At 59.5% G+C, this 26,127-nt stretch carries 26 protein-coding genes; 11 read left to right on the top strand and 15 right to left on the bottom strand.

The genetic code is table 11. From position 1 onward, the window contains the following. Positions 1-72 precede the first annotated feature (72 nt). Positions 73-1,455: an adenylate/guanylate cyclase domain-containing protein gene (locus ACR0LI_RS18585; RefSeq protein ID WP_171637795.1), complete on the top strand. Its 1,383-nt coding sequence runs from the start codon at positions 73-75 to the stop codon at positions 1,453-1,455. 79 nt (positions 1,456-1,534) lie between these two features. Here the strand turns inward: ACR0LI_RS18585 and ACR0LI_RS18580 are convergent, their stop codons facing one another. Beyond that, on the bottom strand, positions 1,535-2,671 hold the full coding sequence (locus ACR0LI_RS18580) for an alkane 1-monooxygenase (protein ID WP_480719002.1): 1,137 nt from the start codon (positions 2,669-2,671) through the stop codon (positions 1,535-1,537). Positions 2,672-2,732: 61 nt separating this feature from the next. Further along, positions 2,733-3,788 (bottom strand): A/G-specific adenine glycosylase, encoded by a 1,056-nt coding sequence (gene mutY, locus ACR0LI_RS18575; RefSeq protein ID WP_480719001.1) that lies wholly within the window; start codon positions 3,786-3,788, stop codon positions 2,733-2,735. A gap of 81 nt (positions 3,789-3,869) precedes the next feature. On the opposite strand from mutY, the gene ACR0LI_RS18570 reads away from it, so the two are divergent. Then, a complete protein-coding gene (locus tag ACR0LI_RS18570) occupies positions 3,870-4,376 on the top strand; it encodes a DUF721 domain-containing protein (RefSeq protein ID WP_171637788.1) in 507 nt (168 codons plus the stop codon). Positions 4,377-4,389: 13 nt separating this feature from the next. Beyond that, positions 4,390-5,052, top strand: coding sequence for a DsbA family protein (locus ACR0LI_RS18565; protein ID WP_480719000.1), 663 nt, complete (start codon positions 4,390-4,392; stop codon positions 5,050-5,052). Between the two features lie 39 nt (positions 5,053-5,091). On the opposite strand, the gene lpxK is transcribed toward ACR0LI_RS18565, so the two are convergent. The 5 genes from lpxK to ACR0LI_RS18540 form a co-directional block, all read right to left on the bottom strand. Continuing rightward, the gene (gene lpxK / locus ACR0LI_RS18560; RefSeq protein ID WP_210093835.1) at positions 5,092-6,093 is read right to left on the bottom strand and encodes a tetraacyldisaccharide 4'-kinase; all 1,002 of its coding nucleotides are present in this window, start codon (positions 6,091-6,093) and stop codon (positions 5,092-5,094) included. Continuing rightward, a complete protein-coding gene (locus ACR0LI_RS18555; protein WP_480486480.1) occupies positions 6,080-7,318 on the bottom strand; it encodes a 3-deoxy-D-manno-octulosonic acid transferase in 1,239 nt (412 codons plus the stop codon). The genes lpxK and ACR0LI_RS18555 overlap by 14 nt, the downstream gene beginning before the upstream one ends. After that, positions 7,315-8,115, bottom strand: coding sequence for an inositol monophosphatase family protein (locus tag ACR0LI_RS18550; RefSeq protein WP_171724904.1), 801 nt, complete (start codon positions 8,113-8,115; stop codon positions 7,315-7,317). Before ACR0LI_RS18550 ends, ACR0LI_RS18555 begins: the two co-directional genes overlap by 4 nt. After that, positions 8,102-9,448, bottom strand: coding sequence for a TldD/PmbA family protein (locus ACR0LI_RS18545; protein WP_480718999.1), 1,347 nt, complete (start codon positions 9,446-9,448; stop codon positions 8,102-8,104). The genes ACR0LI_RS18550 and ACR0LI_RS18545 overlap by 14 nt, the downstream gene beginning before the upstream one ends. Positions 9,449-9,620: 172 nt before the next feature. Then, complete coding sequence (locus tag ACR0LI_RS18540; protein ID WP_480718998.1) at positions 9,621-11,135, bottom strand: DUF2125 domain-containing protein; 1,515 nt, start codon at positions 11,133-11,135, stop codon at positions 9,621-9,623. Between the two features lie 140 nt (positions 11,136-11,275). On the opposite strand from ACR0LI_RS18540, the gene ACR0LI_RS18535 reads away from it, so the two are divergent. Genes ACR0LI_RS18535 through ACR0LI_RS18525 form a run of 3 tightly spaced genes read left to right on the top strand, consistent with a single transcriptional unit; the run spans position 11,276 to position 13,358 of the window. Further along, the gene (locus ACR0LI_RS18535) at positions 11,276-12,019 is read left to right on the top strand and encodes an SDR family oxidoreductase (RefSeq protein WP_480718997.1); all 744 of its coding nucleotides are present in this window, start codon (positions 11,276-11,278) and stop codon (positions 12,017-12,019) included. Then, on the top strand, positions 12,016-12,624 hold the full coding sequence (locus ACR0LI_RS18530; protein WP_171637777.1) for an enoyl-CoA hydratase/isomerase family protein: 609 nt from the start codon (positions 12,016-12,018) through the stop codon (positions 12,622-12,624). The genes ACR0LI_RS18535 and ACR0LI_RS18530 overlap by 4 nt, the downstream gene beginning before the upstream one ends. Then, positions 12,621-13,358, top strand: a complete 738-nt coding sequence (locus ACR0LI_RS18525) for a VOC family protein (RefSeq protein WP_480718996.1) — start codon at positions 12,621-12,623, stop codon at positions 13,356-13,358. The genes ACR0LI_RS18530 and ACR0LI_RS18525 overlap by 4 nt, the downstream gene beginning before the upstream one ends. On the opposite strand, the gene ACR0LI_RS18520 is transcribed toward ACR0LI_RS18525, so the two are convergent. Continuing rightward, a complete protein-coding gene (locus tag ACR0LI_RS18520; protein ID WP_171637775.1) occupies positions 13,359-13,655 on the bottom strand; it encodes an HNH endonuclease in 297 nt (98 codons plus the stop codon). A gap of 48 nt (positions 13,656-13,703) precedes the next feature. Here ACR0LI_RS18520 and ACR0LI_RS18515 point away from each other — a divergent pair, with 48 nt between their 5' ends. After that, positions 13,704-14,888, top strand: coding sequence for a TIGR03862 family flavoprotein (locus ACR0LI_RS18515; protein ID WP_209835445.1), 1,185 nt, complete (start codon positions 13,704-13,706; stop codon positions 14,886-14,888). A 1-nt stretch (position 14,889) separates the two neighbouring features. On the opposite strand, the gene holA is transcribed toward ACR0LI_RS18515, so the two are convergent. From holA to ACR0LI_RS18495, 4 genes are all read right to left on the bottom strand, one after another. Continuing rightward, on the bottom strand, positions 14,890-15,918 hold the full coding sequence (gene holA, locus ACR0LI_RS18510) for a DNA polymerase III subunit delta (protein ID WP_210093829.1): 1,029 nt from the start codon (positions 15,916-15,918) through the stop codon (positions 14,890-14,892). Then, the gene (lptE, locus tag ACR0LI_RS18505) at positions 15,915-16,406 is read right to left on the bottom strand and encodes an LPS assembly lipoprotein LptE (protein WP_171724912.1); all 492 of its coding nucleotides are present in this window, start codon (positions 16,404-16,406) and stop codon (positions 15,915-15,917) included. Before lptE ends, holA begins: the two co-directional genes overlap by 4 nt. Beyond that, on the bottom strand, positions 16,393-18,930 hold the full coding sequence (gene leuS / locus ACR0LI_RS18500) for a leucine--tRNA ligase (protein ID WP_480718995.1): 2,538 nt from the start codon (positions 18,928-18,930) through the stop codon (positions 16,393-16,395). Before leuS ends, lptE begins: the two co-directional genes overlap by 14 nt. Positions 18,931-19,002: 72 nt before the next feature. Beyond that, the gene (locus ACR0LI_RS18495) at positions 19,003-19,485 is read right to left on the bottom strand and encodes a DUF3576 domain-containing protein (RefSeq protein ID WP_152459265.1); all 483 of its coding nucleotides are present in this window, start codon (positions 19,483-19,485) and stop codon (positions 19,003-19,005) included. 285 nt (positions 19,486-19,770) lie between these two features. On the opposite strand from ACR0LI_RS18495, the gene ACR0LI_RS18490 reads away from it, so the two are divergent. Both ACR0LI_RS18490 and ACR0LI_RS18485 read left to right on the top strand, forming a co-directional pair. After that, positions 19,771-20,820 (top strand): porin, encoded by a 1,050-nt coding sequence (locus tag ACR0LI_RS18490; protein ID WP_171637765.1) that lies wholly within the window; start codon positions 19,771-19,773, stop codon positions 20,818-20,820. 101 nt (positions 20,821-20,921) lie between these two features. Further along, the gene (locus ACR0LI_RS18485; RefSeq protein ID WP_209835449.1) at positions 20,922-21,581 is read left to right on the top strand and encodes a YggS family pyridoxal phosphate-dependent enzyme; all 660 of its coding nucleotides are present in this window, start codon (positions 20,922-20,924) and stop codon (positions 21,579-21,581) included. Here ACR0LI_RS18485 and ACR0LI_RS18480 read toward each other — a convergent pair. Continuing rightward, positions 21,565-22,065: a L,D-transpeptidase family protein gene (locus ACR0LI_RS18480; RefSeq protein WP_171637761.1), complete on the bottom strand. Its 501-nt coding sequence runs from the start codon at positions 22,063-22,065 to the stop codon at positions 21,565-21,567. The genes ACR0LI_RS18485 and ACR0LI_RS18480 overlap by 17 nt on opposite strands. After that, positions 22,062-23,153, bottom strand: coding sequence for a GTP cyclohydrolase II (ribA, locus tag ACR0LI_RS18475; protein WP_152459261.1), 1,092 nt, complete (start codon positions 23,151-23,153; stop codon positions 22,062-22,064). Before ribA ends, ACR0LI_RS18480 begins: the two co-directional genes overlap by 4 nt. A 162-nt stretch (positions 23,154-23,315) precedes the next feature. Here ribA and ACR0LI_RS18470 point away from each other — a divergent pair, with 162 nt between their 5' ends. Next, entirely contained in the window at positions 23,316-24,002 is a 687-nt protein-coding gene (locus tag ACR0LI_RS18470) for a response regulator transcription factor (RefSeq protein ID WP_171724917.1), read from the top strand. A gap of 216 nt (positions 24,003-24,218) precedes the next feature. On the opposite strand, the gene ACR0LI_RS18465 is transcribed toward ACR0LI_RS18470, so the two are convergent. After that, complete coding sequence (locus ACR0LI_RS18465; RefSeq protein WP_171637758.1) at positions 24,219-25,037, bottom strand: DUF2189 domain-containing protein; 819 nt, start codon at positions 25,035-25,037, stop codon at positions 24,219-24,221. Between the two features lie 243 nt (positions 25,038-25,280). Here ACR0LI_RS18465 and ACR0LI_RS18460 point away from each other — a divergent pair, with 243 nt between their 5' ends. Beyond that, positions 25,281-26,069 (top strand): exodeoxyribonuclease III, encoded by a 789-nt coding sequence (locus tag ACR0LI_RS18460; RefSeq protein WP_480486497.1) that lies wholly within the window; start codon positions 25,281-25,283, stop codon positions 26,067-26,069. Positions 26,070-26,127: the final 58 nt, after the last annotated feature.

The following is a 26,127-nucleotide window of genomic DNA, read 5'->3' as shown; positions in this document are numbered from 1 at the left end:
CGGGGTCTTTTGTTTTCGGATCAACAGTGATTGCATGTTGTTGACCCTGACACTGCAAGAAAGATCACGGCCATGACCGAGACAACCGCGCAGCCCCGCCGCAGTCTGTTTTTCACGGAACCTGACACGTTCGATCTGGACAACAAATACACCGAGGCCGCGTTGGAGCGGCACAAGCGAGAAGGGTTGGAACTGGCCGTCCGCGCGCGCTGGGTGGCGATGGCGCTGACCGGGGTTCTTCTGGTTTTCCTGAACCCGCAATGGGAGGTGCTTTGGTATCACTTCATTCTGCTGCTGATCTGCGCCAACGGTTGGCTGATCCGCCGTTCCGGTCGGGTGGGACAATCGCGGGTCGAGCTTCTTTTGATCTTCGTGGATTTGCTGATCATGACCCTTGGAATGATCGTGCCCAACCCGTTCAGTGACGATGTTCGCCCTCTGGCCATGCAATACCGGTTCGACAATTTTCAGTACTTTTTCGTCATCCTGGCGGCTGGAACCCTGGCTTATTCCTGGCGAACGGTCATTGCCATCGGTTCGTGGACGGCATTGATGTGGACGATCGGTTGGATCGTTGCCTCGTGGGTGGCAACGCCGATTCCGGGGATCAGCGAAAAGGTTGCAGAGGCCTTGCAGGGCTATCCGGATGTTGCCGAGCTGTTGGACCCCAACAGTTTCATGGTCCCTCAACGTATCCAGCAAGTGATCGTATTCATAATGGTCGCGGTAACGCTGGGCATTTCGATGCGGCGTCTCAATCAATTGTTGATGAACAACGCAGGATTGGAACGTGAACGGGCCAACCTGTCGCGGTATTTCTCGCCCAATGTGGTGGATGAGCTGAGCCAGAACGATGAACCGCTGAAACAGGTCCGCAAAGAAGATGTGGCCGTTCTGTTCATCGATATCGTCGGGTTCACCAAATACGCCGCCGGGCGGGATCCCTATGAAGTGATCGAGGTTCTGCGCGGGTTTCATGCCCGTATGGAAACCGAGGTATTCAGGCACCACGGGACCTTGGACAAGTATCTGGGCGACGGTTTGATGGCGACCTTCGGCACTCCGGTGCCGACGCCCCTGGACGCGAGCAATGCCTTGGACTGCGCGCGCGCAATGGTGGGTGTGATCGACCGTTGGAATCTGGAACGTCGCAGGGTGGGAGAGCCCGAAATCCATGTCGGCGTTGGGGTGCATTACGGCTCGGTCGTACTTGGGGATATCGGCGCCAACCGGTTGGAATTCGCGGTGATTGGCGATGCGGTCAATGTGGCGGCCAAGCTTGAGGCACTGACGCGTGATTTCAAGGCGCGTATCGTTGTCAGCGATGCCGTGCGTTTGCGGGTTGAGGAAGAAAACCCGCAGGCGCCGGAGGTCATGGCCGGTTTTGGTGCCTGCCGCGACCAAACCGTGCGAGGGGTCGAGGCGCCGATGGATGTCTGGGTGATGAAAAGCTGAGGGCCTCCCGCCCGTCAGAACAGGATCGCAGATGCAGTGCTGACAGTTGGGTCAAGCAGCGCGCCAGTGCGCGCTGCGGTCACGCTTTGGGCATGGGGTTCAAAGATTTGTTGTAGGGGTGCCAGTCGGTGATCTCGGGATAATAGTGGCGTCGCCACGCGCGAACGCGCGGGTTCATGACCCGCCGCCAAAGCGGAGGGATCATAGCGAACACGGTCATGACGGGATAGCCATAGGGCAATTGTGGGGCTGTGTCCGACGCGTGATGTTGCAGCAGCGGAAACCGGCGATTGGGTTTGTAATGGTGGTCCGAATGGCGCTGAAGATTGATCAGCAACCAGTTCGAAGCTTTCTGCGAGGCATTCCAGGAATGGCGTGGCAGGACATGCTCGTACCGTCCGTCGCCCAGGTGTTTTCGGGTCAGGCCGTAATGCTCGACGTAATTGACCAGCTCGAGCTGCCAGATCGCGACACCAGCCTGAAGCAGAAACAGCGCCACGCCGGACCATCCTCCGATCAGGCCGGCCAGTGCCAGCATCCCACCTTGCAGCGCCCAGTACCGCCAGAACGGGTTTGAACGATCTGTCCACGGTCTGCCGATGCGGGCCAGCTTGTTGCGCTCGGCGTTGAAGGCCGAAACCCAGCATTGCCACAGAACGCGGGGATAGAAGCGATGGAAACCTTCGTTGTAGCGCGCCGTTACCGGATCGCGTGGGGTGCCAACATGGCGGTGATGGACCAACAGGTGCTCGGACCGAAAATGAGAATACAGCACCATGGCAAGAAGGATGTCCCCCAGCCAGCGTTCCATACGGCTTTTCTGGTGCATCAACTCGTGGCTGTAATTGATCCCAATCGTGCCCGAAATGACGCCCATGCCAAAGAAGAGGCCGATTTTCTCAAGCGTTGACAGATGGGTGCCGTGGGTTGCGTACCAGATCAGACCAAAAAGGGTGACGAACTGGATCGGGGCCCAGAGTTTTGTCAGTAATATGTACCATTGCAGCGCCGTGTCCGGCGTCTCGGGGTCGGCGTTTTGCGTGTTGAGCCCGGTGATCCGGTCCAGCACTGCAAAAGCCCACCAGGTTGCGGCAGGAACCAGCAGCAGTGACCATCCACCGGTGGCAGCTGAAAACCAGACCAGCGGAATCAGCAGCAGCGACACCCAGAAAGGGGATGCAGATTGCCAGCGGGACAATGTGCCTGTTGCGATCATCTTTTCTGCTCCGACTTTACGGAGATATCCTAGCCATGGCCCGAAAATTTGCACAGCGGACTTATTGTCCTCGCCAAAGATCATAGGCCTTGCGCATCACGGTTGGCAGGTCGCCGGGCCTGAAGCTGTGTTTGTCTACAACTGTCAGATGTTCGGGTATGTCGTGATCGGCGGCATCCGTGGTCCAGATCCGCAAAATCAGGTGGAAATGCGTAAGTGTATGGCGGACTTCGCCCGGCAACATCTTCCAATTCGCCGGGAACGGAGGCCGTTCGGCCGGGGCATCGTTCCACTCTGATCCGGGCCAGCCCAGCATTCCGCCCAGCAAACCTTTGTCAGGCCGGCGTTCCAGCACCATGGCCCCGTCTGCGCTTTGCGCAACATACACGTGCCCATAGCGCGTGGATTTGGGCTTTTTGGGTGTTTTTCGTGGCAGGTCGGCCTGGGTGCCTGCGACGCGGCTCTGACAGGGGTCACGCAGGGGGCAAATGCCACATGCCGGCGACTTTGGCGTGCAGATGGTTGCCCCCAAATCCATGACCGCCTGCGCGTAATCGCCAGGACGTGTGGCCGGGGTCAGGGTCGACGCCTTTTCCTTCAGCAGGGGTTTGGAGCCGGGCAGCGGATCGTGAATGTCATGGAGCCGGGCCATGACACGCTCGACGTTTCCGTCCAGCACGGTTTCAGGCCGATCAAACGCGATGGCCGAGATCGCAGCGGCGGTATAGGGGCCTATGCCGGGTAGGTTCAGCAGCGCTTCAACGCTGTCGGGAAACCGGCCATCGTAGTCTTGCGTGACGGCCCGGGCGCATTTCAAAAGATTGCGGGCGCGGGCGTAATAGCCAAGCCCGGCCCATTCCCCCATGACCTGATCGTCCGGTGCGGCGGCCAGAGCCTGAACCGTAGGCCATCGGGTGGTGAAGCGCAGGAAATAGTCGCGAACGGCGGCAACTGTTGTCTGCTGCAACATCACTTCGGACAGCCAGACCCGATAGGGGTCGGGGCGCATCCCGGCGGCGCGATCTGCCGGACCGATGCGCCATGGCATTTCGCGGGCGTGCCGGTCGTACCATTCCAGCAACGCATCACTGACGGTGAATTCAGCAGAGTCACGCAAGTTTTATTCAACTCCCGGTCGGGTTTCGCTGGCACATGGTGGCCTGCCCAGTACAATAGAGGTGTAGGAGCAGGAAACCAGATGCAACGCAGACGTTCTTCGACCCGCGGGTTCAAACGCACCGCATCCTTGCTGAACGATCAGATCCGGCGCGCCGGGGAAAGCCGGGGGTTTGCCGTGTCGCGGCTTTTGACCCACTGGGCCGAGATTGTCGGCCAGGAAACCGCCGCCATCGCGCGCCCGGTCAAAGTGGGTTATGGCAAGGGCGGATTTGGTGCCACCCTAACTGTGTTAACGACCGGGCCACAGGCTCCGATGCTGGAAATGCAGAAGGAACAGCTGCGCGGCAAGGTAAACGCGGTCTATGGCTATAACGCCATCAGCCGTGTCCGTATCACCCAGACCGCTCCGACCGGATTTGCCGAGGGGCAGGCCAGTTTCGACCACAAGCCGAAGCAAGCCAAACCCCAGATTGCGCCTGACATTGCCGCCGAGGCCGACAAAATGTCACGCGATGTACATGATGTAGATTTGCGCGCGGCTCTTGAACGTCTCGGGCGCAACGTTTTATCCAAACAGAAACGCTGAGAAAGGGCTGAAAATGAGCCGTATTGCAACCGTAATCTGTGCGGCCGTCGCCGTGGCCGCTGGTGGCTATTGGCTGACAGGGTCGAACACCAATGTCACCATTCCACTGGTCAGTGCCGCCGAAGCGCAGGAGGCAGACCTGGATACTTCGACGATCGTCGAGATGGTGCAGGGCGCCGAGGATGCACCTGTCGAAATCATCGAATATGCATCATATACCTGCCCGCACTGCGCAAACTTCCACACAGGCGCGTATAAGCAGCTCAAGAAAGACTTCATCGACACCGGCAAGGTCAAGTTTACCTATCGTGAGGTGTATTTTGACCGCTACGGCCTTTGGGCATCGATGGTCGCACGCTGCGCTGGCCCCGAAAAGTTCTTCGGTATCACAGACCTGATCTATGAAGGGCAGGCAGAATGGACACGCGCAGGTGGTCCGGCCGAGATCGTGGATGAGCTGCGCAAGATCGGTCGTTTGGCCGGCATCGATGGCGACCAGCTTGAGGCTTGCCTGCAAGACGGTACCAAGGCGCGGACATTGGCTGCGTGGTATCAGGAAAACGCCGAACGAGATGGTATTCAGGCGACCCCGTCGTTCCTTGTGAACGGCAAGAAAGTCGACAACCAGTCCTACGCTGACTTCAAAAAGCTGATCGAAGACGAACTGGGCGGCTAAAAACCCTTTTCCGGTTGGCCCTGTAGGGGCCGACCGGGCCTATTTTGGTGCCGGTGCTGCATTCAGCAGCATATCCCGGACTTTGTCAGTTTCGCCGACTCGTAGACGCACCGGCAGAGTGATCACTTTGCTCCGAAAAGCCGGGGGCAGACGTACGGCGTCTTTCTCGGTCGTTATCATCTGAATACCCAGTTGGCGCGCCTCGTTTTCCAGACGGGCCATCAGTGCCTGAGACAGAGGCTGGTGGTCGTCCAGGGCTTCGGCGCGGACCAGGTCTACGCCCAGCTGTCGCAGGGTTTTGAAGAACTTCTCGGGGTGGCCGATACCGGCAAATGCCAAAGCGCGTGTGCCGGTCCAGTCCATGCCGGTTTGCAGGGGCTCGATTGCTCCGGTGACATGGGGAACAGACAACTTGTCGCCCCACTGACCGGTGAAAGCCATTTGCGCGGCCTCATCGCCCAGAGACAACACAAGGTCGGCCCGTTTCAACCCGATGTCGACCGGTTCCCGCAGTGGCCCGGCAGGCAGGCACAAACCGTTTCCGAACCCGCGTTGAGCATCGACAACAATGATCGAGAAATCCTTGGCCACCGAGGGGTTTTGAAAACCGTCATCCAGCACGATTGCCGTGGCGCCCGCCGCTGCGGCGGCCCGTGCGCCCGCCGCCCTGTCCTTGGCAACCCAGACTTCGGCAAACATCGCCAGAAGCAGCGGCTCGTCTCCTACTTCGGCAGCCGTGTGCCGGGCCGGATCAACCTGCACCGGCCCATCCAAAGAGCCTCCGTGCCCCCGCGTGACGACATGTGGTTCGTGCCAGGCGCCTCGAAGCTGTTCAAGGGTCCAGATCACCGTTGGTGTCTTACCGGTTCCACCAGCATTGAGGTTGCCGATACAGATCACGGGCACACCCGGCTTTTCGCCGGATTCCGAGGCGATCCTACGGGCGGTTGCCGCTGCATACAGGCGCCCCAACGGTGCCAGCATACGCGCCCTAAGATCCGGTTGGTCCGGGGTCGTGTTCCAGAAATCAGGTGCCCGCATGATCCGCACTCCGCTGATCCAGAATATCCTGCACCATTTCGATCAGGGCGTCAGCCTGCGGTGCGCCTTCGGTCAACAATTGCCATCCCGCCAACGCCATGTCGGCAGCTTGATCCGGCGCCAGAAGCTGCACAACGGCGTCGCCCAGTTCGGTTGCCGTTTTAACCTCTTTGGCGGCGTTCACCTGTTGCAGGCTGGAATAGAATTCCTGATGGCGATGCACATATGGTCCGAACATGATCGCAGACCCCAGCGCGATTGCTTCGGACGGATCCTGACCGCCCGCGCCGCGTTCCAGTGAACTGCCCATGAAGGTCACTGGTGCCATGCGATGCCACAGGCCCAGGTTTTCGGGGTCCGATGTCAGGACGACCTGCGTGGTATCTTCAATCATGTCCCCTTCATCCCAGTTGACGCAGCGCAGGTCCATCGATTCCAGCCGCCGTCTCAGCGGCGAGACTTCCGGCTCGTTTGCCACGTGCAACACCAGAACCAGCCGATGCAGCATCCGCAGTGCCTGACGGTGGGCTGTCAGAACCGAGATGAACTCCTTGTCCTGAACCCATGCCGCCAGCCAAACCGGGCGCCCGGCAAGTGTATGAGTGGTCTCGATAAGTTCGTCTTCTGGCCAGGGCCGAGGGTTGGGGCTGATCCGCAAAGGCGGTGATTCCGCAACTTTTCCGGATTGGATTCCGAGGCGGCGGATCTGTCGAGCCGTCTCGGCGGATGGCGTGAGAATCTTGCGGAAACAGTCAAAGGTCACCCGTGTGATGTCCGGCAGCCAACGGGCGTTCCGGGACAGTGTGACGCTGAATTGGGCGTCGAACAGGACCAGCGGGATCGCCTGTTCGTCAGCGCGCGTGACAATGTTGGGCATCAGATCGCCACCGACCCACAACCCCATGTTCGGACGCCAGTATTCGATAAACTCGCGGGCGGCGCCACTCTGTTCCTGTGGCAGGTTGATCAAAGGGAACCTGCTGTCCGGCCAGTTGGACAGATCCTCATCCGGGGGGGCTGTAAGCAGGAAATTCAGCTTGGCCCTGACCTGCGACAGCCGACGGCAGAAGTCGGTCACAGCCCGCAGCCGATCCGGGGTGGCAACATGGATCCATAGCAACTCACCTTTGGGGCGCGGCAGGTTGGATTGCGGCGCAACCCCGTTGCGCAACCCCCATGACAACACCCTGTAGGCGGCCAGGCTGAGTGAGCGCGGTTTGCTCATGTTCCAATTCCCGGCCCGGCCGGATCCAGCAGTGCCGACAGTTGCTGATGAATCGAGGCGCTGGCGGCGATCACGCCGTTCAACCTGGGATGCATGTTGTTGAAGATCAGCCGTTGACCCGTACGGTCGGAACACACGCCGCCGGCCTCTCGGATGATCAGGTCGCCGGCGGCAATGTCCCATTCCCAACTGGGGCGCAGGGTCAGCATGCCGTCGAACCGCCCCTGCGCAACCAAAGCCATGCGATAGGCAAGTGACGGACGATACGCGCGTTCGAATTCTGGCGCCTGCGCATTGCGCCAATGCCGTGCGTCAAGATTTGGCTTGGCGGCCAGAATTTCTGATTGCAAAAGCTCTGCGGTGTCCGAGGTCGTGATCGTCTTACCATTGAGAGACGCGCCCTGACCTTGGGCCGCCGTGTACAGCAAATCCCGCATCGGCAGGTAAATGACCGCCGCCGTCACCACGCCGTTATCGGCGACGGCTATGGAATGTGCCCAGGTGCGCGCGCCTTCTGCAAAGCTCCGGGTGCCGTCGATCGGGTCGATGATGAAAGTGCTGTTGCGGTCCAGCCGGTCGGTGGAATCCTCGGATTCTTCACTGAGCCAGCCATAGCCCGGTCGCGCCGAACACAACCGCTCCTCTAGCATCGTGTTCACGGCAAGATCCGCCTCGGTCACTGGGCCGGCGCCATCGGGTTTGTCCCAGCGCTGTGCTTGCGTGCCGGAATAGCGCGTGGCGATCTTGCCGGCCTCCAGCGCCGCCTCGATCAGCAGGGGCAGATCAGTTGCCGGCAAGTGTCATTCCTTCGATCAGAAGCGACGGAACCACGCGCGACAGGTATGGGCGGGCATCGTTCGCCGGGATGATCCGGCGCAGCATGTCCCGCAGATTGCCCGCGATGGTGCATTCATTGACCGGATGCGTGATCTCGCCATTCTCGACCCAGAAGCCCGATGCACCCCTTGAATAGTCACCGGTATTGGGGTTGATCGTTGAACCGATCATGGACGTGACCAGCAACCCGGTTCCCATATCGCGCAGCAGGTCGGCGCGGCTTTGGTCACCTTGTGTCAGGCTCAGGTTCCAGTTGCTGGGCGATGGCGGGCCCGAGACCCCACGCGCGGCATTTCCCGTGGACGCCATGTCCAGTTTTCGCCCGCTTGACAGGTCCAGCGTCCAGCCGGTCAGAACGCCGTTTCCCACGATTGCCCGGCGTCGTGTCGGCAGACCCTCGGCATCAAAGGGACGCGAGCCCGAAACGCGCGGGCGGTGCGGGTCTTCGATCAGGGACAGATGCGCAGGCAGAACGTCCTGCCCCAAACAATCCTTGAGCCAGGATGCGCCTCGCGCGATTGCCGCGCCATTGCTGGCGGCCAGAAGGTGGCCGATGAGCGAAGACGAGATCCGTTCGTCGAAGAGAACCGGAAAACTTCCCGTCTCAGGTTTGCGCGCACCAACCTGTTGCGTGGCGCGTTCACCTGCTGTGCGCCCGATTTCTTCCGCGCTGCGCAGGTCGGATTGGAACGTCCGGCTGTCACCGTCATAGTCCCGTTCCATCCCGGTGCCTTCGCCCGAGATCGCAACACAGGAAACCGACCGGCTGCTGCGCGCGTACCCGCCGGTGAACCCGTTTGTCGCGGCCAGATGCACATGGTGGGTTCCATAGCTTGCGGCCGCATCCGACACCTGGGTGACGCCGGCGACGGCCAGCGCTGCGGCCTCGGCCGTCAGGGCATCCTGCATCAGGGCTTCGGCAGACGGGGCCGGGGCGGGGTCTGACAATTCCAGTGACTCTATGTTCCAGTCTGTGACCAGCTGGTCCTTGTCAGCCAGCCCGGAAAACGGATCTTCGGGGGCCTCCCTGGCCATTGCGACAGCTCGTTCCGCCATGGCGCGCAGGGTTTCAGGGCGGCTGTCGGAACTGGACACAATGGCGGATCGTTTGCCCAGAAACACCCGCAATCCCAAATCAGTCCCTTCCGAGCGCTCGGCATGTTCCAGCGCGCCGCCCCGCACTTCGACGGAAACAGAGGATCCGTCGATAACGATGGCATCCGCCGCGTCCGCGCCTGCCTTGCGGGCCACGTCAAGCAAGTGATGGCTGATTTCTTCTGGTGAGCAGGTCATGAGGCCTCCGGGTTGATTGCCAAGGACCTAGCCTTGGACCGCCCGTCTCGCAAGACCTGTGACCAGATTGTGCGTTGAGGATCGCGGTGAACCCGTGCCGTTTCAGAGGTTTGGGCAAGGGTTGGCAGGGCAGAGAAAGGGCCGCATGTTGCGCGGCCCTTTCCGTTGATTGTCACTTGATACGCTGACCATTCGCCAGGATCTGGCCGTCTTCGGTGAACTCGATCTTCGAGTTCAGTGTGTCCGGCTCTTCGCCCGGAACTGCCATCAGACCCATCATCATGCGGGCACCCAGCGCGTCTTCGTCCGAGATGATTCCCATGCCGATCAGGGTGTCGATCAACTGGTTGGCGCCAACCAGCTGAAGGTTCGCCACGCCGCTTGGGCTGGGCAGGCCATCAAACTCTTCGGTATTGGTGTTGTCGAAAGCAAAATCACCGGTACCGGTCAGTTTGGCGCCAACCAGCGAAACCAGCAGTTCGTTGATCTTCAGCGAGTGCAGTTCCCCCGGCGCTTCGTCGGATTCGACGTCGATTTCAGGATCGAAGATATTCATCAGCACTTTCGCGGTTCCCGTCGCATCCAGCGCAATCGTCGCCGGATCACGCGGCAGCGCGCCCGCAGAATCGAAAATGCCCCACAATACGTCCGACATGGTGAAATCGGTCAGGTTCAGCCCAAAGCCGAAGGGTTGAACCTCGTCCGATTGCTGGATGGGGAATTCGAAGTTCAGGCCCGCCTTGGCCATCGAAAGATCGATCGGGAACGGCAGGCCCGCCGTGGTAACGGCCATCTTCGTGCTGTTCTGGTCAATGTCATAGACGATACGCTCTGCATCGATGCTGGCTGCAAAACGCCCGCCTTCGGACGTGCTGTTCATCGAGAACGCCTGACCTTCGCTGGTCCCGCTCAGATCCGTGCTGCCTGCGGCATAGGTGAAGGTGCCGTCAAACGAAAAACCAGCCTTGTAAAAGGCTTCTGGGTCCGAAAAGTCAAAATCCGGCGGGACGACGTTGTTGCCCTCAAATGCCAGTTGATCGAGTTTACCGTTGATCAACCCGTTTTCGCCGCTTTCAGGATCCTGAAAGTTCAGATCATATGTTAACGTGGCTGCGTTGAACGTCTGGCTGATGTTCCGATTGTCGCCGATCTGCATCCGCGAGCTGCCGGACAGATCGCTTGCTTGGACATCGATGCCAAACACATCATTGGGCAGCGCCTCACCATCGACCTCAATCGAATCCAGTTTCACGCCCAGATTGTCAGCCTTGTAGTCATAGGTCATGTCGTCCGGTGTGCCCGACACGACCATGTTCAGTTGGCTGTGGGAATAGGTGACAGTGGCTGCGAAGTTTTCGTCTTCGGCCTGACCGGTGATTTCCATGGGAAAGCTTTCCGGCAGGTCAATGGTAACGGTCCCGTCACCATTTTCGGTCAATGTCATTTCCGGCATGACCATCTGAAACTGTCCGTCCTCTTCGGGAAGGGCCACTGAAAGTGTCATGTTGGAAATCGTGGTGACGTCGCCCGAAGTGCTTTCGTCTCCTGTGACGGTGTAACCCATCGAGGTGAAATAGCTCTGCCAATCGGACCAGACGTCATCGGCCGACAGATCGGCAAACGCCCCTTGGGTGGCAACGGCATAAGCCAAGGCAGCGCCGCAGCTGCGGCGAAGGAAAACGGACATAAGGTAACCCTTCTTGATCAATTTGTGGCGCATGGTCGGTTTTGTGGCGGGTATCGTCAAGGGGGCAAGGGCTGGACCCTTTCCCCGTTTACGCGTTACGGCTGTAGCCGACAGAGATTGCAATGCGTGAGGAAGGGCAAATGCAGGGAAAAACTGTTCTCATAACCGGGGCCAGCCGAGGAATTGGGGCCGAGGCAGGGCGCGTTTTTGCCGCAGCCGGCGCCAATGTCGCATTGGTGGCTCGCAGTCAGGATCAGATTGACGCTCTGGCGGCCGCATTGGGCGATAAGGCCATCGCATTGGCCTGTGACGTCAGCGATTTCGCGCAGGTGGAACAAGCCGTGGCCACATGCGTGGACCGGTTCGGTGGGTTGGATGTTCTGATCGGCAACGCGGGTGTGATCGATCCGATCTTTCATCTCTCGAATGCTGACACCGAGGCGTGGAGCAAGGCCATCGACATCAACCTGAAAGGTATTTTCTACGGGATGCGCGCGGCGTTGCCGGTGATGCGGTCTGCGGGAGGAGGGAGCATTCTGACGATCTCGTCCGGTGCAGCGTCGAACCCGGTCGAAGCCTGGAGCCATTATTGCGCCTCGAAGGCCGGGGCCAAGATGCTCACGGAATGTCTGCATCTAGAAGAAGCCCATAATGGTATTCGCGCCATGGGCCTGTCACCGGGGACGGTGGCCACCGATATGCAGCGGTCCATCAAGGCCAGCGGCATTAATCCCGTCAGTCAGCTGGACTGGGATGTGCATATCCCTGCGGACTGGCCCGCACGGGCGCTGTTGTGGATGTGCTCGGATGATGCCGATGAGTTTCTTGGCACTGAAATTTCGCTGCGGCTTGAAGACATTCGCAAACGGGCCGGGCTGATATGATCGATTTGACCAAAGAAGGTGGCCTGTGGACCGTCACGATCAACAATCCCGGCAAGGCGAACGCCCTGACGGGGGCCATGCTGGCGGAACTGGCCGAGATCGCCGAATCCGCGACAGAGGCCAAGGCGTTGATCCTGACGGGCGCGGGCAAAGTGTTCAGCGCCGGGGCAGATCTGGACGAAGCGCGCGCCGGTCTGGCCAAATCGGATGTCTGGGAAAGGCTGTCCGGCGCCATTGCTGCGTTGCCCTGTCTGACCGTTGCCGCACTGAACGGCACTTTGGCAGGCGGGGCCAACGGTATGGCACTGGCCTGCGATCTGCGCATTGCCGTGCCGTCGGCCAAGTTCTTCTATCCGGTGATGAAGCTGGGGTTTCTGCCACAACCGTCCGACCCCGCGCGGCTGGCGGCTCTGGTCGGACCGGCAAGGGCCAAGTTGATCTTTATGGCGGGTCAGAAGATCACCGCGCAAGAGGCGTATGAATTTGGCCTGGTGGACCGGATTGTCGATCCCGATCACCTGATGCAAACCGCACGCGATCTGGTTGCCGACAGCGTGAACGCCGACCCCGAGATCGCGGCGGGAATCGCAAGGTTGTGTTCATGAGGTTGTCTGCACTGCGCCTGCGGGTCGCTGACCCGGATCGGCTGGCCGCGTTTTATCGCGACATTCTGGGCATGTCCGTTGGCCGAACAGAAACCGGCCACCGTGTCGGCTATGACGGTGCAGACGCAGATATTTTGTTGCTGCCGGGTGGAGGAGGGTACACCCATGACAAGGGGCAGCGCTACTGGAAGATAGGAATCACCGTGCCGGATGTCGATCTTGCTGCGGCTCATCTGCGCAGGTTTGACGTTCCAGTGAGCACGCCGAATCAGTTTCTGGACATCGGCTACATGTGCCATCTTGCGGATCCCGAAGGGTTCGTCATCGAGCTGCTGCAACATGATTTCGAAGGCAACCGACCGCCGCATGCAGCGGACCCTGACGCGCCTTTTGCGCAGGCTCGGATCGGTCAGATTACCCTTCGAACCGGCGATATTGCCGCCGAAGACGCGTTCTGGCGCGCCCAGGGCATGTCGTTGTTGTCGATGCAGGAGGTCGCCCCTTACGGCTTTGACCTGCATTTTTATGCTTTTACGGACGAAACCCCGCCCAATCCTGATCTTTGGGCTGTTGAAAACCGCGAATGGCTGTGGAAACGCGCCTATACGACGTTGGAATTCCAACTTGTTGCGGGTGCACAATTCGTGCATGTACCGGACTTTCGGGGTATCGAGATCGAAGGCCTGTCCGAACCTCTTACAGATATTGTCGGGGACCAGATCCTGCCAGGTTGATCAGCGCCCGCGCCGCTTGCCCGGAACTTTCGAACGAAATCCGGGTGGGCGTTTGCGAACCCAAGTCAGAAATTTCTCGAGCCTTGGATGCGCACGCAGGGCCTCGACCGTGTTGAAACTGCGTGCCAGTTCGGCTTCGGTCAGGGTGGCGTGCACCTCTTTGTGGCAGATCTGATGCAGCAGAACGGTAGGTCCGCCCTTGCCTCCTTTGAGTTTTGGGATCAGATGATGCAGGCTGCCACCCCCGTCGGGGATCGGGCGGTCGCAAAGCGGGCAGATTGGATCGCTGTTCGTCATGATGATGTGAAACTTGCGCCTGTGACGGGCGAAGGCAAGAGGGTGCGAATGGCGCAGGCAGTGGTGATCGGAGCAGGCCCCGCCGGGTTGATGGCGGCCGAACAGCTCGCCGCAGCCGGGCATTCCGTGTTGGTGGCCGAGGCCAAACCTTCGGTCGCGCGCAAGTTCCTGATGGCCGGGAAATCGGGGCTGAACCTGACCAAGGACGAGCCGCGTGATGACCTGATCCGCGCCTATGGTGAAGCGGCAGATTGGTTGCGTCCGATCATGTCTGACTTTGATGCCGAAGCTGTTCAGCACTGGGCGCGCGGGTTGGGGCAGACGCTGTTTGTCGGCTCGACGGGGCGCGTGTTTCCCCAAGCAATGAAGGCCTCGCCCTTATTGCGGGCCTGGTTGGCACGATTGGGCAAGGCCGGGGTCGAAATCAGGACCCGCTGGCGTTGGACAGGCTGGGACGGTGATGCGCCGGTGTTTGACACTCCGGACGGGCGGCGCAGTGTTTCGACGGATGTCACCGTGCTGGCACTGGGCGGTGCAAGCTGGGCCCGCCTTGGCTCGGACGGTCACTGGGCGCAGATATTGGCCGGAAAAGACGTGGCTTTGGCACCCTTTGAACCCGCAAACTCAGCCATTTCCGTTGATTGGAGCCCACATATGCAGCCCCATTTCGGGGCCGCATTGAAATCGATCCGATGGATGGCAGGCGATTTGGAGAGCCGAGGAGAGGCTGCGATTTCCAGAACCGGTCTGGAAGGCGGAGGGCTGTATAAGCTGACACCGGCTTTGCGCGCGGGGACACCGTTGTTTGCTGATCTGACGCCTGATCTGGACCAACAGGCTCTGCTGGCGCGGTTGTCCGCGAAACGGTCGAAAACAACGCTGTCCCAGTGGATGAGGAAATCGCTGAACCTGTCTGCTCAGAAAATCGCCCTGTTTCATGAAATGGCAAAACGCGGTGGCCACCCTCAATCCGTGCAAGTGAGCATGTTGAAAAAGCTGCCTGTCCGGCATGTCGGCCTTCGCCCGATGGACGAAGCCATTTCGACCGCAGGTGGTGTCAAACAGGCAGCGCTGGATGACGGGCTGATGCTGACGGCCCTGCCGGGTGTGTTCTGCGCTGGGGAAATGCTGGACTGGGAGGCCCCGACCGGGGGCTATCTGCTCACGGCTTGCCTTGCGACCGGGCGCTGGGCCGGTCGGTCTGCCGCCGACTGGCTGGAAAAGGCTGAGTGACCTAGCGGGATCGTGCCAACATCGCCAATCGGATCATCGCGCGTTCCACCAGCGCCATGGCAGGGGCTGTCTGACCGGCCGACCGCAGCGCCAAATCTGTATCGGTCAGAACCGTCAGCGCGGTTTGCAGCTTGGTCGCGCCCCAACCTTGTGCCTGCCGCAGGATACGGTCACGCCGTTTGCCGTAAACCGGTGGACGCAGCTTACCGATGCCCTGCGCAGCACCGCCGGGATCGGACGCGCAGGCATAGAGTGTCCGAAAATGCCGCATCGCTCCGATGCACAGAGTCACGCCGTTGGTGCCCTGCGCCTGCAACCTCCGGATCAGCGGCCCGATCTCACCGGCGCGGCCTTCGGCAACGACGTTGAGAACATCATCCAGCGCCGCCTCGGTCGAGCGCGGGGCGCAGGCCTCAATATCTTCGATCGTCAAATCAGCGCTGTCACCGCGCTTGTAAAGAGACAGTTTTTCAATCGTTTGGGCGAAATCACCGGGGCTGAGGCTGACGGCCAATTCACTGATTGCAGACATGACATCTCGGGGCACGTTTTTCATACCCGACTCGGCAAGAACCCGTTCCACTTCGGCGCGTGAGGGCGGGTCGTCATAAATGCCGACTGCGTAGGCGGCAGGGTGGCCTTCGAACGCCTTGCGGATTTTCGAGCTGGGTTTCAATTGCCCCGAGGTCACGATGATCTGGGCGTCTCCGGGGGCCCAATCTTCGAGTGCGGCCAGAATTGCCGGCGCGGCGGTTTCGGTTGCGTCTTCCACGAAAACGGCACGTGGGCCGGGAAAGAAGCCGACCGCCTTGACCGCGTCCAGCAGCAGGGCGGGATCACCACGCAGATCGCCACCGGGCATGCGGGTCAGGCGCATTTCTTCTTCGGCTTGGGCGCCAAGCAGAGCGGCCAGCACCTGTTGCCGCTTGAGCGCAACCCGCATCGCATCCGCGCCATAGATAAGCAGCCCTGTCTTGTCCGCGTCCGGCTTGGCAAAATACCCCTCAGCCTCGCGCGGGCTCAACTTCATGCAGCCAGACCCGGTGTGGCGTAAAGACGGTTCATGATCTGACCCGACAGAATCATCATCAGCCGTCTCTTGGCATCGCGCTCATCCGCCAAGGTGGAAACGGTCGATCCTGCGGCAGAATATGACACAAAATCCGCCACCGAGCCCGAGGCGATGATCTGACCGGTTGCGTTGGACCGCAGCGTGTATTGCGCGCTTCCGTCGATGGTGTAGCGTTGCGTTTCGTTTGTGGTGGTGATTGCAGCGCCACGCGTCACGGTCGAAACCTGAACGTCCAGCTTGTAGTCGTTGACCGACCCGGCGCTTCGCCCCAGTTGCTGTTCCAGATTTTGGACCAGCAAATAGCTTTCCACGGTGTTGGGCGCCGACACCTCGACGCGGCCATACAAGGCCGAACCCGATCCGCCAGGTGCATAGACGGGCTCGAAGCCGCAGGCGGCCAGCGCCAGCGGCATCAGCAAAAACGTTCTGCGATCAAACGACAACATTCACAATCCGGCCCGGAACGACGATCACTTTCTTCGGCGCATTCCCTTCCAGCGCCTTTTGAACAGCTTCGGTGCTGAGCGCAATTTTTTCAACCTCGGCTTTATCCAGATCCTTGGCCACGCTGATTTCCGCGCGACGCTTGCCGTTGATCTGGATCGGCAAGGTGACGGTGTCATCAACCAGCATCGCCTCGTCGGCGACGGGCCATGGCGCAACGGCCACAAGGCCTTCGCCGCCCTGATGGGCCCAAATATCTTCCGCCAGATGCGGTGTCATCGGCGACATCAGCTGTGCCAGCGTTTTGATGGCCTGCTTTTGGGCCGCAGCACCTGCCTTGGATTTCGCCAGCGTGTTGGTGAAGGCATAAAGCTTGGCGATGGCCGCGTTGAAGCCAAAGCTTTCAACACCCAATGTCACGTCGCGGATGGTTTTGTGCATCTCGCGCAGCAGTTCCTCATCGCCTTCACCCGTGGCATTCGGGTCCATGTCGCCGATCTTGTCGCAGAGGTTCCAGACACGGTTGAGATGCTTGTACGCGGCCTCGGCCCCCGCAGCCGTCCATTCCACGTCCCGTTCGGGTGGCGAATCGGACAGCACGAACCAGCGCGCGGTATCTGCGCCGAAGGCCGAGATGATGCTGACCGGGTCGACAACGTTCTTCTTGGACTTTGACATTTTGGCCGATGGGATGATCTCGACCTGTGTGCCGTCAGCCAGTTTTCCGTCCGTGACCTCTTCGGGCAGGTGATAGACCGGACGACCGTTGGCATCGCGGGTCTGGTAGATCTCGTGCGTCACCATGCCTTGGGTGAACAGCGCGTCGAAGGGTTCGATGGCTTTGTCCGGCAAATGCCCGGTGATGTTCATCGCGCGGGCGAAGAACCGCGAATACAGCAGGTGCAGAATCGCGTGTTCGATCCCGCCGATATACTGGTCTACATTCATCCAGTATTCCGCCTCGGCCAGATCGGTGGGTGTTTCCGCGCGCGGAGCGGTGAATCGGGCGAAATACCATGACGAATCCACGAACGTGTCCATCGTGTCGGTCTCACGCTTGGCCGGAGCGCCGCAGTTTGGGCAGGCGCAATCGCGCCAGGTCGGGTGGCGATCCAGCGGATTGCCAGGTTTGTCGAACGTGACATCGTCGGGCAGACGGACCGGCAGGTTCTCTTTTTTCTCGGGCACCACGCCGCAGGATTCGCAGTGAACGACAGGAATCGGACAACCCCAATAGCGCTGACGGCTCAAGCCCCAGTCTCGCAGGCGATATTTCGTGACCCCTTCGCCCCAACCGGCTTTTTCGGCGAAATCGATGGTGGTGTTGATCGCCTCTTCTCCGGTTGCTTCGGTCAGGCCCGCGAAATGGTTCACCCAGCGGACTTTCTGCTCTTTTGGTGGGACAAAGGCGATCTTGTCGACCGGCGTGTCGTCGTCCAGCGCAAAGAAGGTGTCGATCACCGGCAGATCGTATTTGCGGCAGAAATCAAGGTCGCGCTGGTCATGGGCCGGGCAGGCGAAGATCGCGCCGGTGCCGTAATCCATCAGGATGAAATTGGCGATCCAGACCGGCAGTTCCCAGTTCGGGTCCAGCGGATGCTTGACACGGATGCCGGTGTCCAAACCCAGCTTTTCGCCGGTTTCGATGGCCTCTTCCGTGGTGCCGCCCTTGCGGCATTCGGCAACGAATTCAGCGACTTCCGGGTTTTCGGCCTCAAGCTGTTTGGCGATCGGGTGATCGGGCGAGATCCCAACGAAGGACGCGCCCAGCAGCGTGTCGGGGCGAGTCGTGTAGACAGTGATCGGTTCCCCACCATCCGTGCGCTCGAACCCGAATTGCAGGCCGCGCGACTTGCCGATCCAGTTTTCCTGCATCAGTCGAACCTTGGCGGGCCAGTTTTCCAGCGTGTCCAGAGCGTTCAGCAGTTCTTCGGAATAATCCGAGATCTTGAAGAACCACTGCGTCAGCTCGCGCCGTTCCACCAGCGCACCCGAGCGCCAGCCGCGCCCGTTTTCCACCTGTTCATTGGCCAGAACGGTCATGTCGACCGGATCCCAGTTCACCACGGCATTCTTGCGATAGACCAGCCCGGTCTCGAGCATGTCGAGGAACAGCGCCTGCTGCTGGCCATAGTATTCCGGATCACATGTGGCGAATTCACGGGACCAGTCGATCGACAGGCCCAGTGGCTTCATCTGGGCGCGCATGTCGGCGATATTGCCGTAAGTCCACTCTTTGGGGTGGCCGCCGATCGCCATGGCAGCGTTTTCCGCCGGCATCCCGAACGCGTCCCAGCCCATGGGGTGCAGAACATTGTGCCCGGTGGCCAGCTTGTGCCGCGCGATGACGTCGCCCATCGTATAGTTTCGCACATGCCCCATATGGATTCGGCCGGACGGGTAGGGGAACATCTCAAGCACATAGTATTTCGGCTTGTCCGCCTTGTGGTTGGCGGTGAAGATTCCTGCCTTGTCCCAGGCTTCTTGCCATTTTGCTTCGATTTCGGTGGCCGAATAGCGCGACATTGTGCGGTCCTTCGTGAATGAAAACGCCGGGTAGGAACCCGGCGTGGTATTAGTGTGATTTTCGGCGGAGTGCTAGAACTTGTTGTCCGCGATGCGCAGCTGACGCGCGCGGGACAGAATCGCATCCTCCACCGCACGGGTTGTTGCCGCGCTTACCGGGGCGCCACCGCTGGATTGCAGGGCGACGGACAAAGACCGGGCCGCAAGCGCCGGATCACTGATGTGTACGGTCGCCCTGTATGACCGTCCTCCGCCCGGAGGAGTGCCGTAACCTGTTACGATCACTCCGGTAAACGGATCGACCTCCTGCACAGGCAAGAAGTTCAAAATGTCCAGCGAAGCTGCCCACAAGTACCGGTTTACATTGGTGGTCTGCTCGGCCGTGCTGCGATCGAAAATGTCCCACAGCGTTGTACGTTCAGGATCGTTCAGCTCGCGTTCATCGGAATTACCGCTGGCGGGATTGGGGGAATATGTCGAAGTGCTTCGATTCTGCCCGCATGCCGCAATAGTGGTGGTCAGCATGATTAATCCCAAAATCGTAGGCAGGCGCATTGTCAGCAGGTCCTGTTTCACTTGTTGTGCAGTATTCAGGGCATACTCCTAGCCAAGGACCCTCGCTGCAACAAGCCTATTCTTCTGAAATGTAAGCGTGTCAGCCTGATCCGGGCAAAAACGAACTGTGGCATCCTTGCACCAATCTGACCCCAATGACGTGACCGGGTTTATGCCAAGCTTGCGCAATGGGGGCAAAAAGAGCGAAACGGTGTCCGTGCTGAGACATATGCCGAGGCATGTGTCGAGTAGATAACTCTTTTGAATGAAACCGAGGGAAACAAGATGAAAAAAGTTCTCTTCGCATCGACGGCGCTGATCGCGACCGCAGGCGTTGCGGCAGCTGAGATTAACTTCAGCGGTTACGGCCGTTTTGGTATCGGCTACGTTGAAGACCGTACCGCAACCACAACCGTTAACGGACCTGGTGCAGACGGCCTGATGGGTACAGCCGATGACGTCTCCGCAACTTCGACCGCGCAGTCTGACGACGCTATCCTGGTCTCGCGCTTCCGTCTGAACATCGACGGCATCGCAGAAACCGACGGCGGCGTTCGTTTTGAAGGTCGTGTTCGTCTGCAAGCCGACGAAAACAGCAGCACCGGTGAAGCAAACTCGGCCGGCCTGAACGGCGCACGCTTCTCGGTCATCTACGGCGGTCTGCGTGTTGACGCGGGTAACGTCGCAGGTTCGTTTGACAACCTGGCAAACTACTACGGCAACGAAGTAGGTCTGGAACTGTTCGCAGGTCAGTACTCGGGCGTTGACTACAGCTTCCTGGGTTACTCGTCGACCGGTTCGGGTTCGAACGCTGTGTTCTTCCAGTATTCGGTTGGTGACTTCTCGTTTGGTGCATCTTATGACCAAGCGCAGGTTACAACTGTTGCAGCTGGTGGTACCACTTCGACCACCGCTGACGCAGACCGCTGGGACATCAGCGCAACCTACACCTTCAACAACATCACTGCCGCTCTGGCCTATGGTCAGACCGACGCAGGTGCAGGCAGCGATCCGAGCCTGACCGTTCTGACCCTGGGTGGCGAATGGGGTGACTTCTCGGGTACTCTGTTTGTCGCGGACGACGCAACCAATGTTGCAGCGACCGACGGTACTGCATGGGGTCTGTCGGCCGCCTACAACCTGGGCGCTGCAACCACCCTGCTGTTCACCTATGGTGACGGTAACGCCTCTGCTGACCTTCAGCAGGTTGCTATCGGTGCGATCTACGACCTGGGTGGCGGTGCATCGCTGCGCGGTGGTATCGGCCGCAACGACTGTGACAGCTGCGCAAGCGACACAATCGTTGCTGACTTCGGTGCTCAGTTCAACTTCTAAGCTGATCTGAACCGCAAGGTTTGAGGGCGGGTCTTCGGACTCGCCCTTTTCTTTTGCGTCGACTTGGTGTTTTTCTGCGCCAAAGACAGATTGAGGGCCCCATGTCGTTGCAAGAAATCACCGCACGCATTGCAAATGCCGAAGCCAGATCGGACCGCCCTGCCGGTTCCGTCAAACTGATCGCTGTATCCAAAGTACAACCGAATGAGCGGGTTCAGGCGGTGCTGGAGCAGGGCCACAGGTGTTTTGGTGAGAATCGCGTACAGGAGGCGGCCAGCAAATGGCCCGCTTTCAAAGAGCAGTTCGATGCCGTCGATCTGCATCTCATCGGCCCGTTGCAGACCAACAAGGCCAGGCAGGCGATGGAACTGTGCAATGCGATCCATTCGGTCGATCGCCCCAAACTGGCCAAAACCCTGGCGCGGCTGGCGCAAGAGGTGGGATACTGCCCCGACCTTTTCATTCAGGTCAATACGGGGGAAGAAGCCCAGAAGGCAGGCGTTCTTCCTGCGGATGCGGACGGGTTTATCGCGGAATGCCGATCGCTGGATCTACCGGTACGCGGGCTGATGTGCATCCCGCCGGTCGATGAAGAACCCACTTTGCATTTCGCCCTCTTGGCCAAGATCGCAGCCCGCAATGGGCTTGAGGGGTTGTCGATGGGGATGAGCGGTGATTTCGAGCAGGCCATCGCCTTGGGCGCGACCCATGTTCGTATCGGGTCGGCCATTTTCGGCGAGCGGGTCAAGCCTCAGGAATAATCAGGCGCGTTCCAAGGGAAATTCGCCCTGCAATCCAGTGCAGATGGTCCCGACGGAAGGCAATGCAGCCCTCGGTGGGGTAGCCGGGCCTGCGCCACTGATGCAGAAAAATCGCCGATCCCTTGCCGGGAACGGCATTCGGCCAGTTCCAGTCGGTCAACAGGACCAGATCATAAAGCGGATCAGCCCGGCGCAGTTTCTCATGACTGAACGCATAAGGGGCAAGCACCAAGTGATTATAGTGGCTGTCTTCGACGTCATCAGACCACAAGTCCTGCGGCCCAATCGGGATCGCCCAGAAGTTGGGGGCGACCAGCCGGTCGGGCCGGTAGAGCATGCCGACGATTCGATGGCATCCGGTAGGTGTCGCCCCATCGCCCTCGTGTTTCGTGTTGCTCAATCCGCCTTTTCCAATCGAGCAGGGGAACGTCCTGCCACGAAAGCGAACACCACGCGGGGTGAGCACAAGATCGTCTGGGGTCACAACAGGTGCCCGGATTTCGCGGCTTTCGTGGCCAGGTATCCCCTGTTGTGCGCGGTTTCACCCACTTTCAAAGGAACGCGCTCGGTCACGGCGATCCCTGTGCGTTCCATCATCGAGATCTTGGCAGGGTTGTTGGTCAGCAGGCGCACCGAGTTAAAACCCAGAGATTTCAGGATATCCGACCCGAGTCGGAAGTCGCGCTCATCATCCTCGAAACCCAGCCTGTGGTTTGCTTCTACCGTGTCAAAACCCTGATCTTGAAGAAAATAGGCACGCATCTTGTTGGCCAGCCCGATACCACGCCCTTCCTGGTTCAGATACAGAAGAACGCCAGCCCCTTCGGCCCCCATTTGCGCCAGTGCGCCCCGCAATTGCGGACCGCAGTCGCATTTCAGGCTGCCCATCAGATCGCCCGTGAAACAGGCGGAATGCAATCGGGCCAGCACTGGTTTGTCCCGATCCGGGCGGCCTATTTCGACTGCGTAATGTTCTTCTCCGCCATCTTCGGGGCGGAAAACATGCAGACGGCCGGCCTCGGATACTTCCATCGGAAGACGCGCGGCAACCACCTCGTGCAGGGCGCTGCGGTCCGCCAGATGCGGGGCGGCGCGCGTGTGGTCAATGCAGGTCAGGCCGTGCGATACCGCAAAGGCCCGGCCATCTTCGACCGGCACGACGACCGCGGCAGGAAGAATGCGCGCGGACTTGGCCAACGCAATCGCGATGCGGTGCAAATTGGCGTTACCGTGGCGCTCGGTCATCAACGGCCCTTTCATCGGCGCGTTCAGATCGTCAGAGGGATCAGCAACCGCCTGCACCCAAGTGATATCTGCATCGGCGGGAATTGAAACGCGTGCAAGATCGCCGTCATAGGCCCGCGCCTTGAGTGTTTCGGCCCGCCGCCCGGTAATGGCCACCACCGGGTCTCCGAGCTTTTTCAGATCGGCCAGGCGCTGCGGGTTGAGCGTTTCCGCAGAGATCGCCACAACGCTAAAGCCGCTGTCATCGGTCAGAACCACTGGAACGCCCATGCGCAGATCGGCCCGGGCCCGGGCAAGAAGTTCGGTGATATCGGGAATGAGGCTCATCTATGTTACCCTATAACGCTCAGCCCTTCTCCTAGCTGTTTCCAAAGGAAATGTGAAACATTTCTGCCAACTCTGACACGATGGCGTGAAACCGTTGCAGCAAATCTTGTTGATTGCATATTCCGCGCGCAAGTGATGGAAAAGCGTTTGGAGGATCGGGAAATGGCTCAACTCAAAAAAATCCTGTTGGTGGACGATGACGAGGATCTGCGTGAGGCGCTCAGCGAGCAACTTGTCATGACCGAAGACTTTGACGTTTTCGAAGCGTCAGACGGCCACTCCGCTATGGAGCGCGCACGCGAAGCGATCTATGATCTGGTCATTCTTGATGTGGGTCTGCCGGATACCGACGGGCGGGAATTGTGCCGCCTGATGCGTAAACAGGGCGTGAAGAGCCCGATTCTGATGCTGACCGGTCATGACAGCGATGCCGATACGATCTTGGGCCTGGACGCCGGCGCGAACGATTATGTCTCCAAACCCTTCAAATTTCCGGTATTGCTGGCCCGTATCCGCGCTCAGCTGCGGCAGCACGAACAATCCGAGGACGCGGTATTTGTTCTTGGCCCCTATACGTTCAAGCCGGCGATGAAGATGCTGATCACGGAAGAAGACCGCAAGATCCGTCTGACCGAGAAGGAAACCAACATCCTCAAGTTCCTGTACCGATCAACCGATGGTGTCGTGGCGCGGGATGTGCTGTTGCACGAAGTGTGGGGATACAATGCCGGGGTCACGACCCACACGCTGGAAACCCACATCTATCGTCTGCGTCAGAAGATCGAGCCCGATCCGTCCAATGCGCGCCTTTTGGTCACAGAATCGGGTGGATATAGGCTCGTGTCTTAACTGGTTGTGGATTGATGTGGATCAAAGTGATACTCTGTACTCATAATTAGGTTACTCCCAACCCGTGCATGTCCGGGTTATGACATGTACCTCCCTGTTGGACTGCCGGGCCGAATGGCCCGGCTTTTTTTGCTGCTGAGGGGCGGCTTCCACACGAAGGCAGACAGCAGCACTGACCGATATTCGCCCAATGACGGAGGTGAGCTCTGCCGCGGTTCACCCTTCCGCCGGGGCAACGGCGCGCTGGTAAAGGTGCCACGTGGTGTGGCCAAGGATCGGAAGGGTAAAGATCAGGCCCAGAAACGCTGGAACCAGCGACAGCAGTATGGTGACCGAGATGATCGCCGCCCAGCCGAGCATGACCGCCGGGCTTTCGGATACGACGCGCAAAGAGGTCAACATGGCAGAGATGAAGTTGGTTTCCCGGTCCAGCAGCAAGGGCATGGCGACGACGGTCACCGAAAACAGTACGGCTGACAGGAACGCGCCGACACAGGTGCCAATGGCAAGGAAGATCCAGCCCTGCGGCGTGAAGAAAACGGTGTTCAAAAACCCGTCGAAATCCGAGAAGGATGCGTTCTGAAGGGTGATCGCCAGCCAAAGCCGAACCTGGTAGATCCACACCCAGAAAATGAAAAGTGTGACAAAGGCCATCCAGCCCAATTCGCGTTTGCGTTGATTGGCCATGACGCTGAGGATTTCAGCCCAGCCAAAGCTTTCGCCTTTTTGCAAGCGGCGCGACATTTCATAAAGCCCGGCGGCGGCGAAAGGTGCGACCAGCGGAAAGCCGACAATGGCGGGAATGATCATCCAGATCTGGCCAAGCCAGATCAGGACCCAAACCAGCAGAATTCCGAAAACTGCATAGAACAGACCGAAAAAGCCGCTCAGGACAGGGCGGGCCAGAAAGTCGGAAAACCCGGCTTTCAGCGACGCCCTGATGTCATCCGTCGTGATCTTGTTGACCTGCGGCATGTCCCGCTGCTGCGGCGTCAGGTTTTCCGGTGGCGTGGAACCTGCGGTCTCGGATGCCATGACACACTCCTCCCAAAGCATGGTGCCGGGCCGGTCTGTTCGCGAACAGACCCAGCGGTGAAACAGACATTCCTCATTCGCAGACAAGTCTGCATCAGGCGAGATATCAGGGCAAGGGAAAGCACGAATGTGACGCCCGCCTAACTGCCGGTCTGTGGTCCTGGCATCGGGGCTGCCTTTTCTCGTGGCAACTGGCGTTGTGCCACGTTAACCTGCGCCAATCGCGACAAAGGAATCCCCGACATGCCTTTCACCCTTGCCACATGGAACATCAATTCTGTTCGCCTGCGCGAGCCTATCGTGCTGAAATTGCTGCAAGAAGAAGCCCCTGATGTATTGTGCCTGCAAGAGTGCAAATCACCGGTTGAGAAGATCCCGACCGAAGGGTTTTCCGAACTGGGCTACACCCACATGATCGCGCGGGGGCAGAAGGGTTACAACGGCGTCGCCATCCTGTCGCGCCTGCCGATGGAAGAGGTGGGCGACAAGGATTTCGCCGGTCTCGGACATGCCCGCCATATTGCCGGGCGGTTGGAAAATGGTGTCACGATCCACAATTTCTATGTCCCGGCGGGCGGCGACGTGCCGGACCGGGAGGTGAATGAGAAATTCGGCCAGAAGCTCGACTATCTCACTGATATGCGCGATTGGTTCCGTGCGGAAAAGCCGGCTAAATCCATCCTTGTCGGCGACCTGAACATCGCCCCGCGCGAGGATGATGTGTGGTCACACAAACAACTGCTGAAGATCGTCTCGCACACGCCCATCGAAGTCGAGCATCTGGCCGAGACACAGGAAGCAGGTGGCTGGGTTGATATCACCCGTCAGGACATCCCGGAAGGGCAGCTTTACAGCTGGTGGTCTTATCGCGCCCGGGATTGGGATGCGGCGGACAAGGGGCGCCGGCTGGACCATATCTGGGCCACGGCCGATATCTCGAACGCGGGCCATTCCAGCCGTATTCTGCGGGACGCCCGTGGATGGGAAAAACCCAGCGATCACGCTCCGGTCTTTGCCAGTTTCGACATCTGATCCGCAACTCAGCCCTTGGTTTCCGCGACAAGCGGCTGCATATAGGGCGCAAGTTCGA

Source organism: Ruegeria sp. CL7, from assembly GCF_056536445.1.
This window is presented reverse-complemented; position numbering and strand designations above follow the sequence as displayed.

Excerpts from the sequence above, each read along its gene's own strand:
- ACR0LI_RS18585 (WP_171637795.1), top strand. The coding sequence starts at position 73 with ATGACCGAGACAACCGCGCAGCCCCGCCGCAGTCTGTTTTTCACGGAA.
- ACR0LI_RS18580 (WP_480719002.1), bottom strand. The coding sequence starts at position 2,671 with ATGATCGCAACAGGCACATTGTCCCGCTGGCAATCTGCATCCCCTTTC.
- ACR0LI_RS18570 (WP_171637788.1), top strand. The coding sequence starts at position 3,870 with ATGCAACGCAGACGTTCTTCGACCCGCGGGTTCAAACGCACCGCATCC.
- ACR0LI_RS18565 (WP_480719000.1), top strand. The coding sequence starts at position 4,390 with ATGAGCCGTATTGCAACCGTAATCTGTGCGGCCGTCGCCGTGGCCGCT.
- lpxK (WP_210093835.1), bottom strand. The coding sequence starts at position 6,093 with ATGCGGGCACCTGATTTCTGGAACACGACCCCGGACCAACCGGATCTT.
- ACR0LI_RS18555 (WP_480486480.1), bottom strand. The coding sequence starts at position 7,318 with ATGAGCAAACCGCGCTCACTCAGCCTGGCCGCCTACAGGGTGTTGTCA.
- ACR0LI_RS18545 (WP_480718999.1), bottom strand. The coding sequence starts at position 9,448 with ATGACCTGCTCACCAGAAGAAATCAGCCATCACTTGCTTGACGTGGCC.
- ACR0LI_RS18540 (WP_480718998.1), bottom strand. The coding sequence starts at position 11,135 with ATGTCCGTTTTCCTTCGCCGCAGCTGCGGCGCTGCCTTGGCTTATGCC.
- ACR0LI_RS18535 (WP_480718997.1), top strand. The coding sequence starts at position 11,276 with ATGCAGGGAAAAACTGTTCTCATAACCGGGGCCAGCCGAGGAATTGGG.
- ACR0LI_RS18530 (WP_171637777.1), top strand. The coding sequence starts at position 12,016 with ATGATCGATTTGACCAAAGAAGGTGGCCTGTGGACCGTCACGATCAAC.
- ACR0LI_RS18525 (WP_480718996.1), top strand. The coding sequence starts at position 12,621 with ATGAGGTTGTCTGCACTGCGCCTGCGGGTCGCTGACCCGGATCGGCTG.
- ACR0LI_RS18520 (WP_171637775.1), bottom strand. The coding sequence starts at position 13,655 with ATGACGAACAGCGATCCAATCTGCCCGCTTTGCGACCGCCCGATCCCC.
- ACR0LI_RS18515 (WP_209835445.1), top strand. The coding sequence starts at position 13,704 with ATGGCGCAGGCAGTGGTGATCGGAGCAGGCCCCGCCGGGTTGATGGCG.
- holA (WP_210093829.1), bottom strand. The coding sequence starts at position 15,918 with ATGAAGTTGAGCCCGCGCGAGGCTGAGGGGTATTTTGCCAAGCCGGAC.
- lptE (WP_171724912.1), bottom strand. The coding sequence starts at position 16,406 with ATGTTGTCGTTTGATCGCAGAACGTTTTTGCTGATGCCGCTGGCGCTG.
- leuS (WP_480718995.1), bottom strand. The coding sequence starts at position 18,930 with ATGTCGCGCTATTCGGCCACCGAAATCGAAGCAAAATGGCAAGAAGCC.
- ACR0LI_RS18495 (WP_152459265.1), bottom strand. The coding sequence starts at position 19,485 with ATGCGCCTGCCTACGATTTTGGGATTAATCATGCTGACCACCACTATT.
- ACR0LI_RS18490 (WP_171637765.1), top strand. The coding sequence starts at position 19,771 with ATGAAAAAAGTTCTCTTCGCATCGACGGCGCTGATCGCGACCGCAGGC.
- ACR0LI_RS18485 (WP_209835449.1), top strand. The coding sequence starts at position 20,922 with ATGTCGTTGCAAGAAATCACCGCACGCATTGCAAATGCCGAAGCCAGA.
- ribA (WP_152459261.1), bottom strand. The coding sequence starts at position 23,153 with ATGAGCCTCATTCCCGATATCACCGAACTTCTTGCCCGGGCCCGGGCC.
- ACR0LI_RS18470 (WP_171724917.1), top strand. The coding sequence starts at position 23,316 with ATGGCTCAACTCAAAAAAATCCTGTTGGTGGACGATGACGAGGATCTG.
- ACR0LI_RS18465 (WP_171637758.1), bottom strand. The coding sequence starts at position 25,037 with ATGGCATCCGAGACCGCAGGTTCCACGCCACCGGAAAACCTGACGCCG.
- ACR0LI_RS18460 (WP_480486497.1), top strand. The coding sequence starts at position 25,281 with ATGCCTTTCACCCTTGCCACATGGAACATCAATTCTGTTCGCCTGCGC.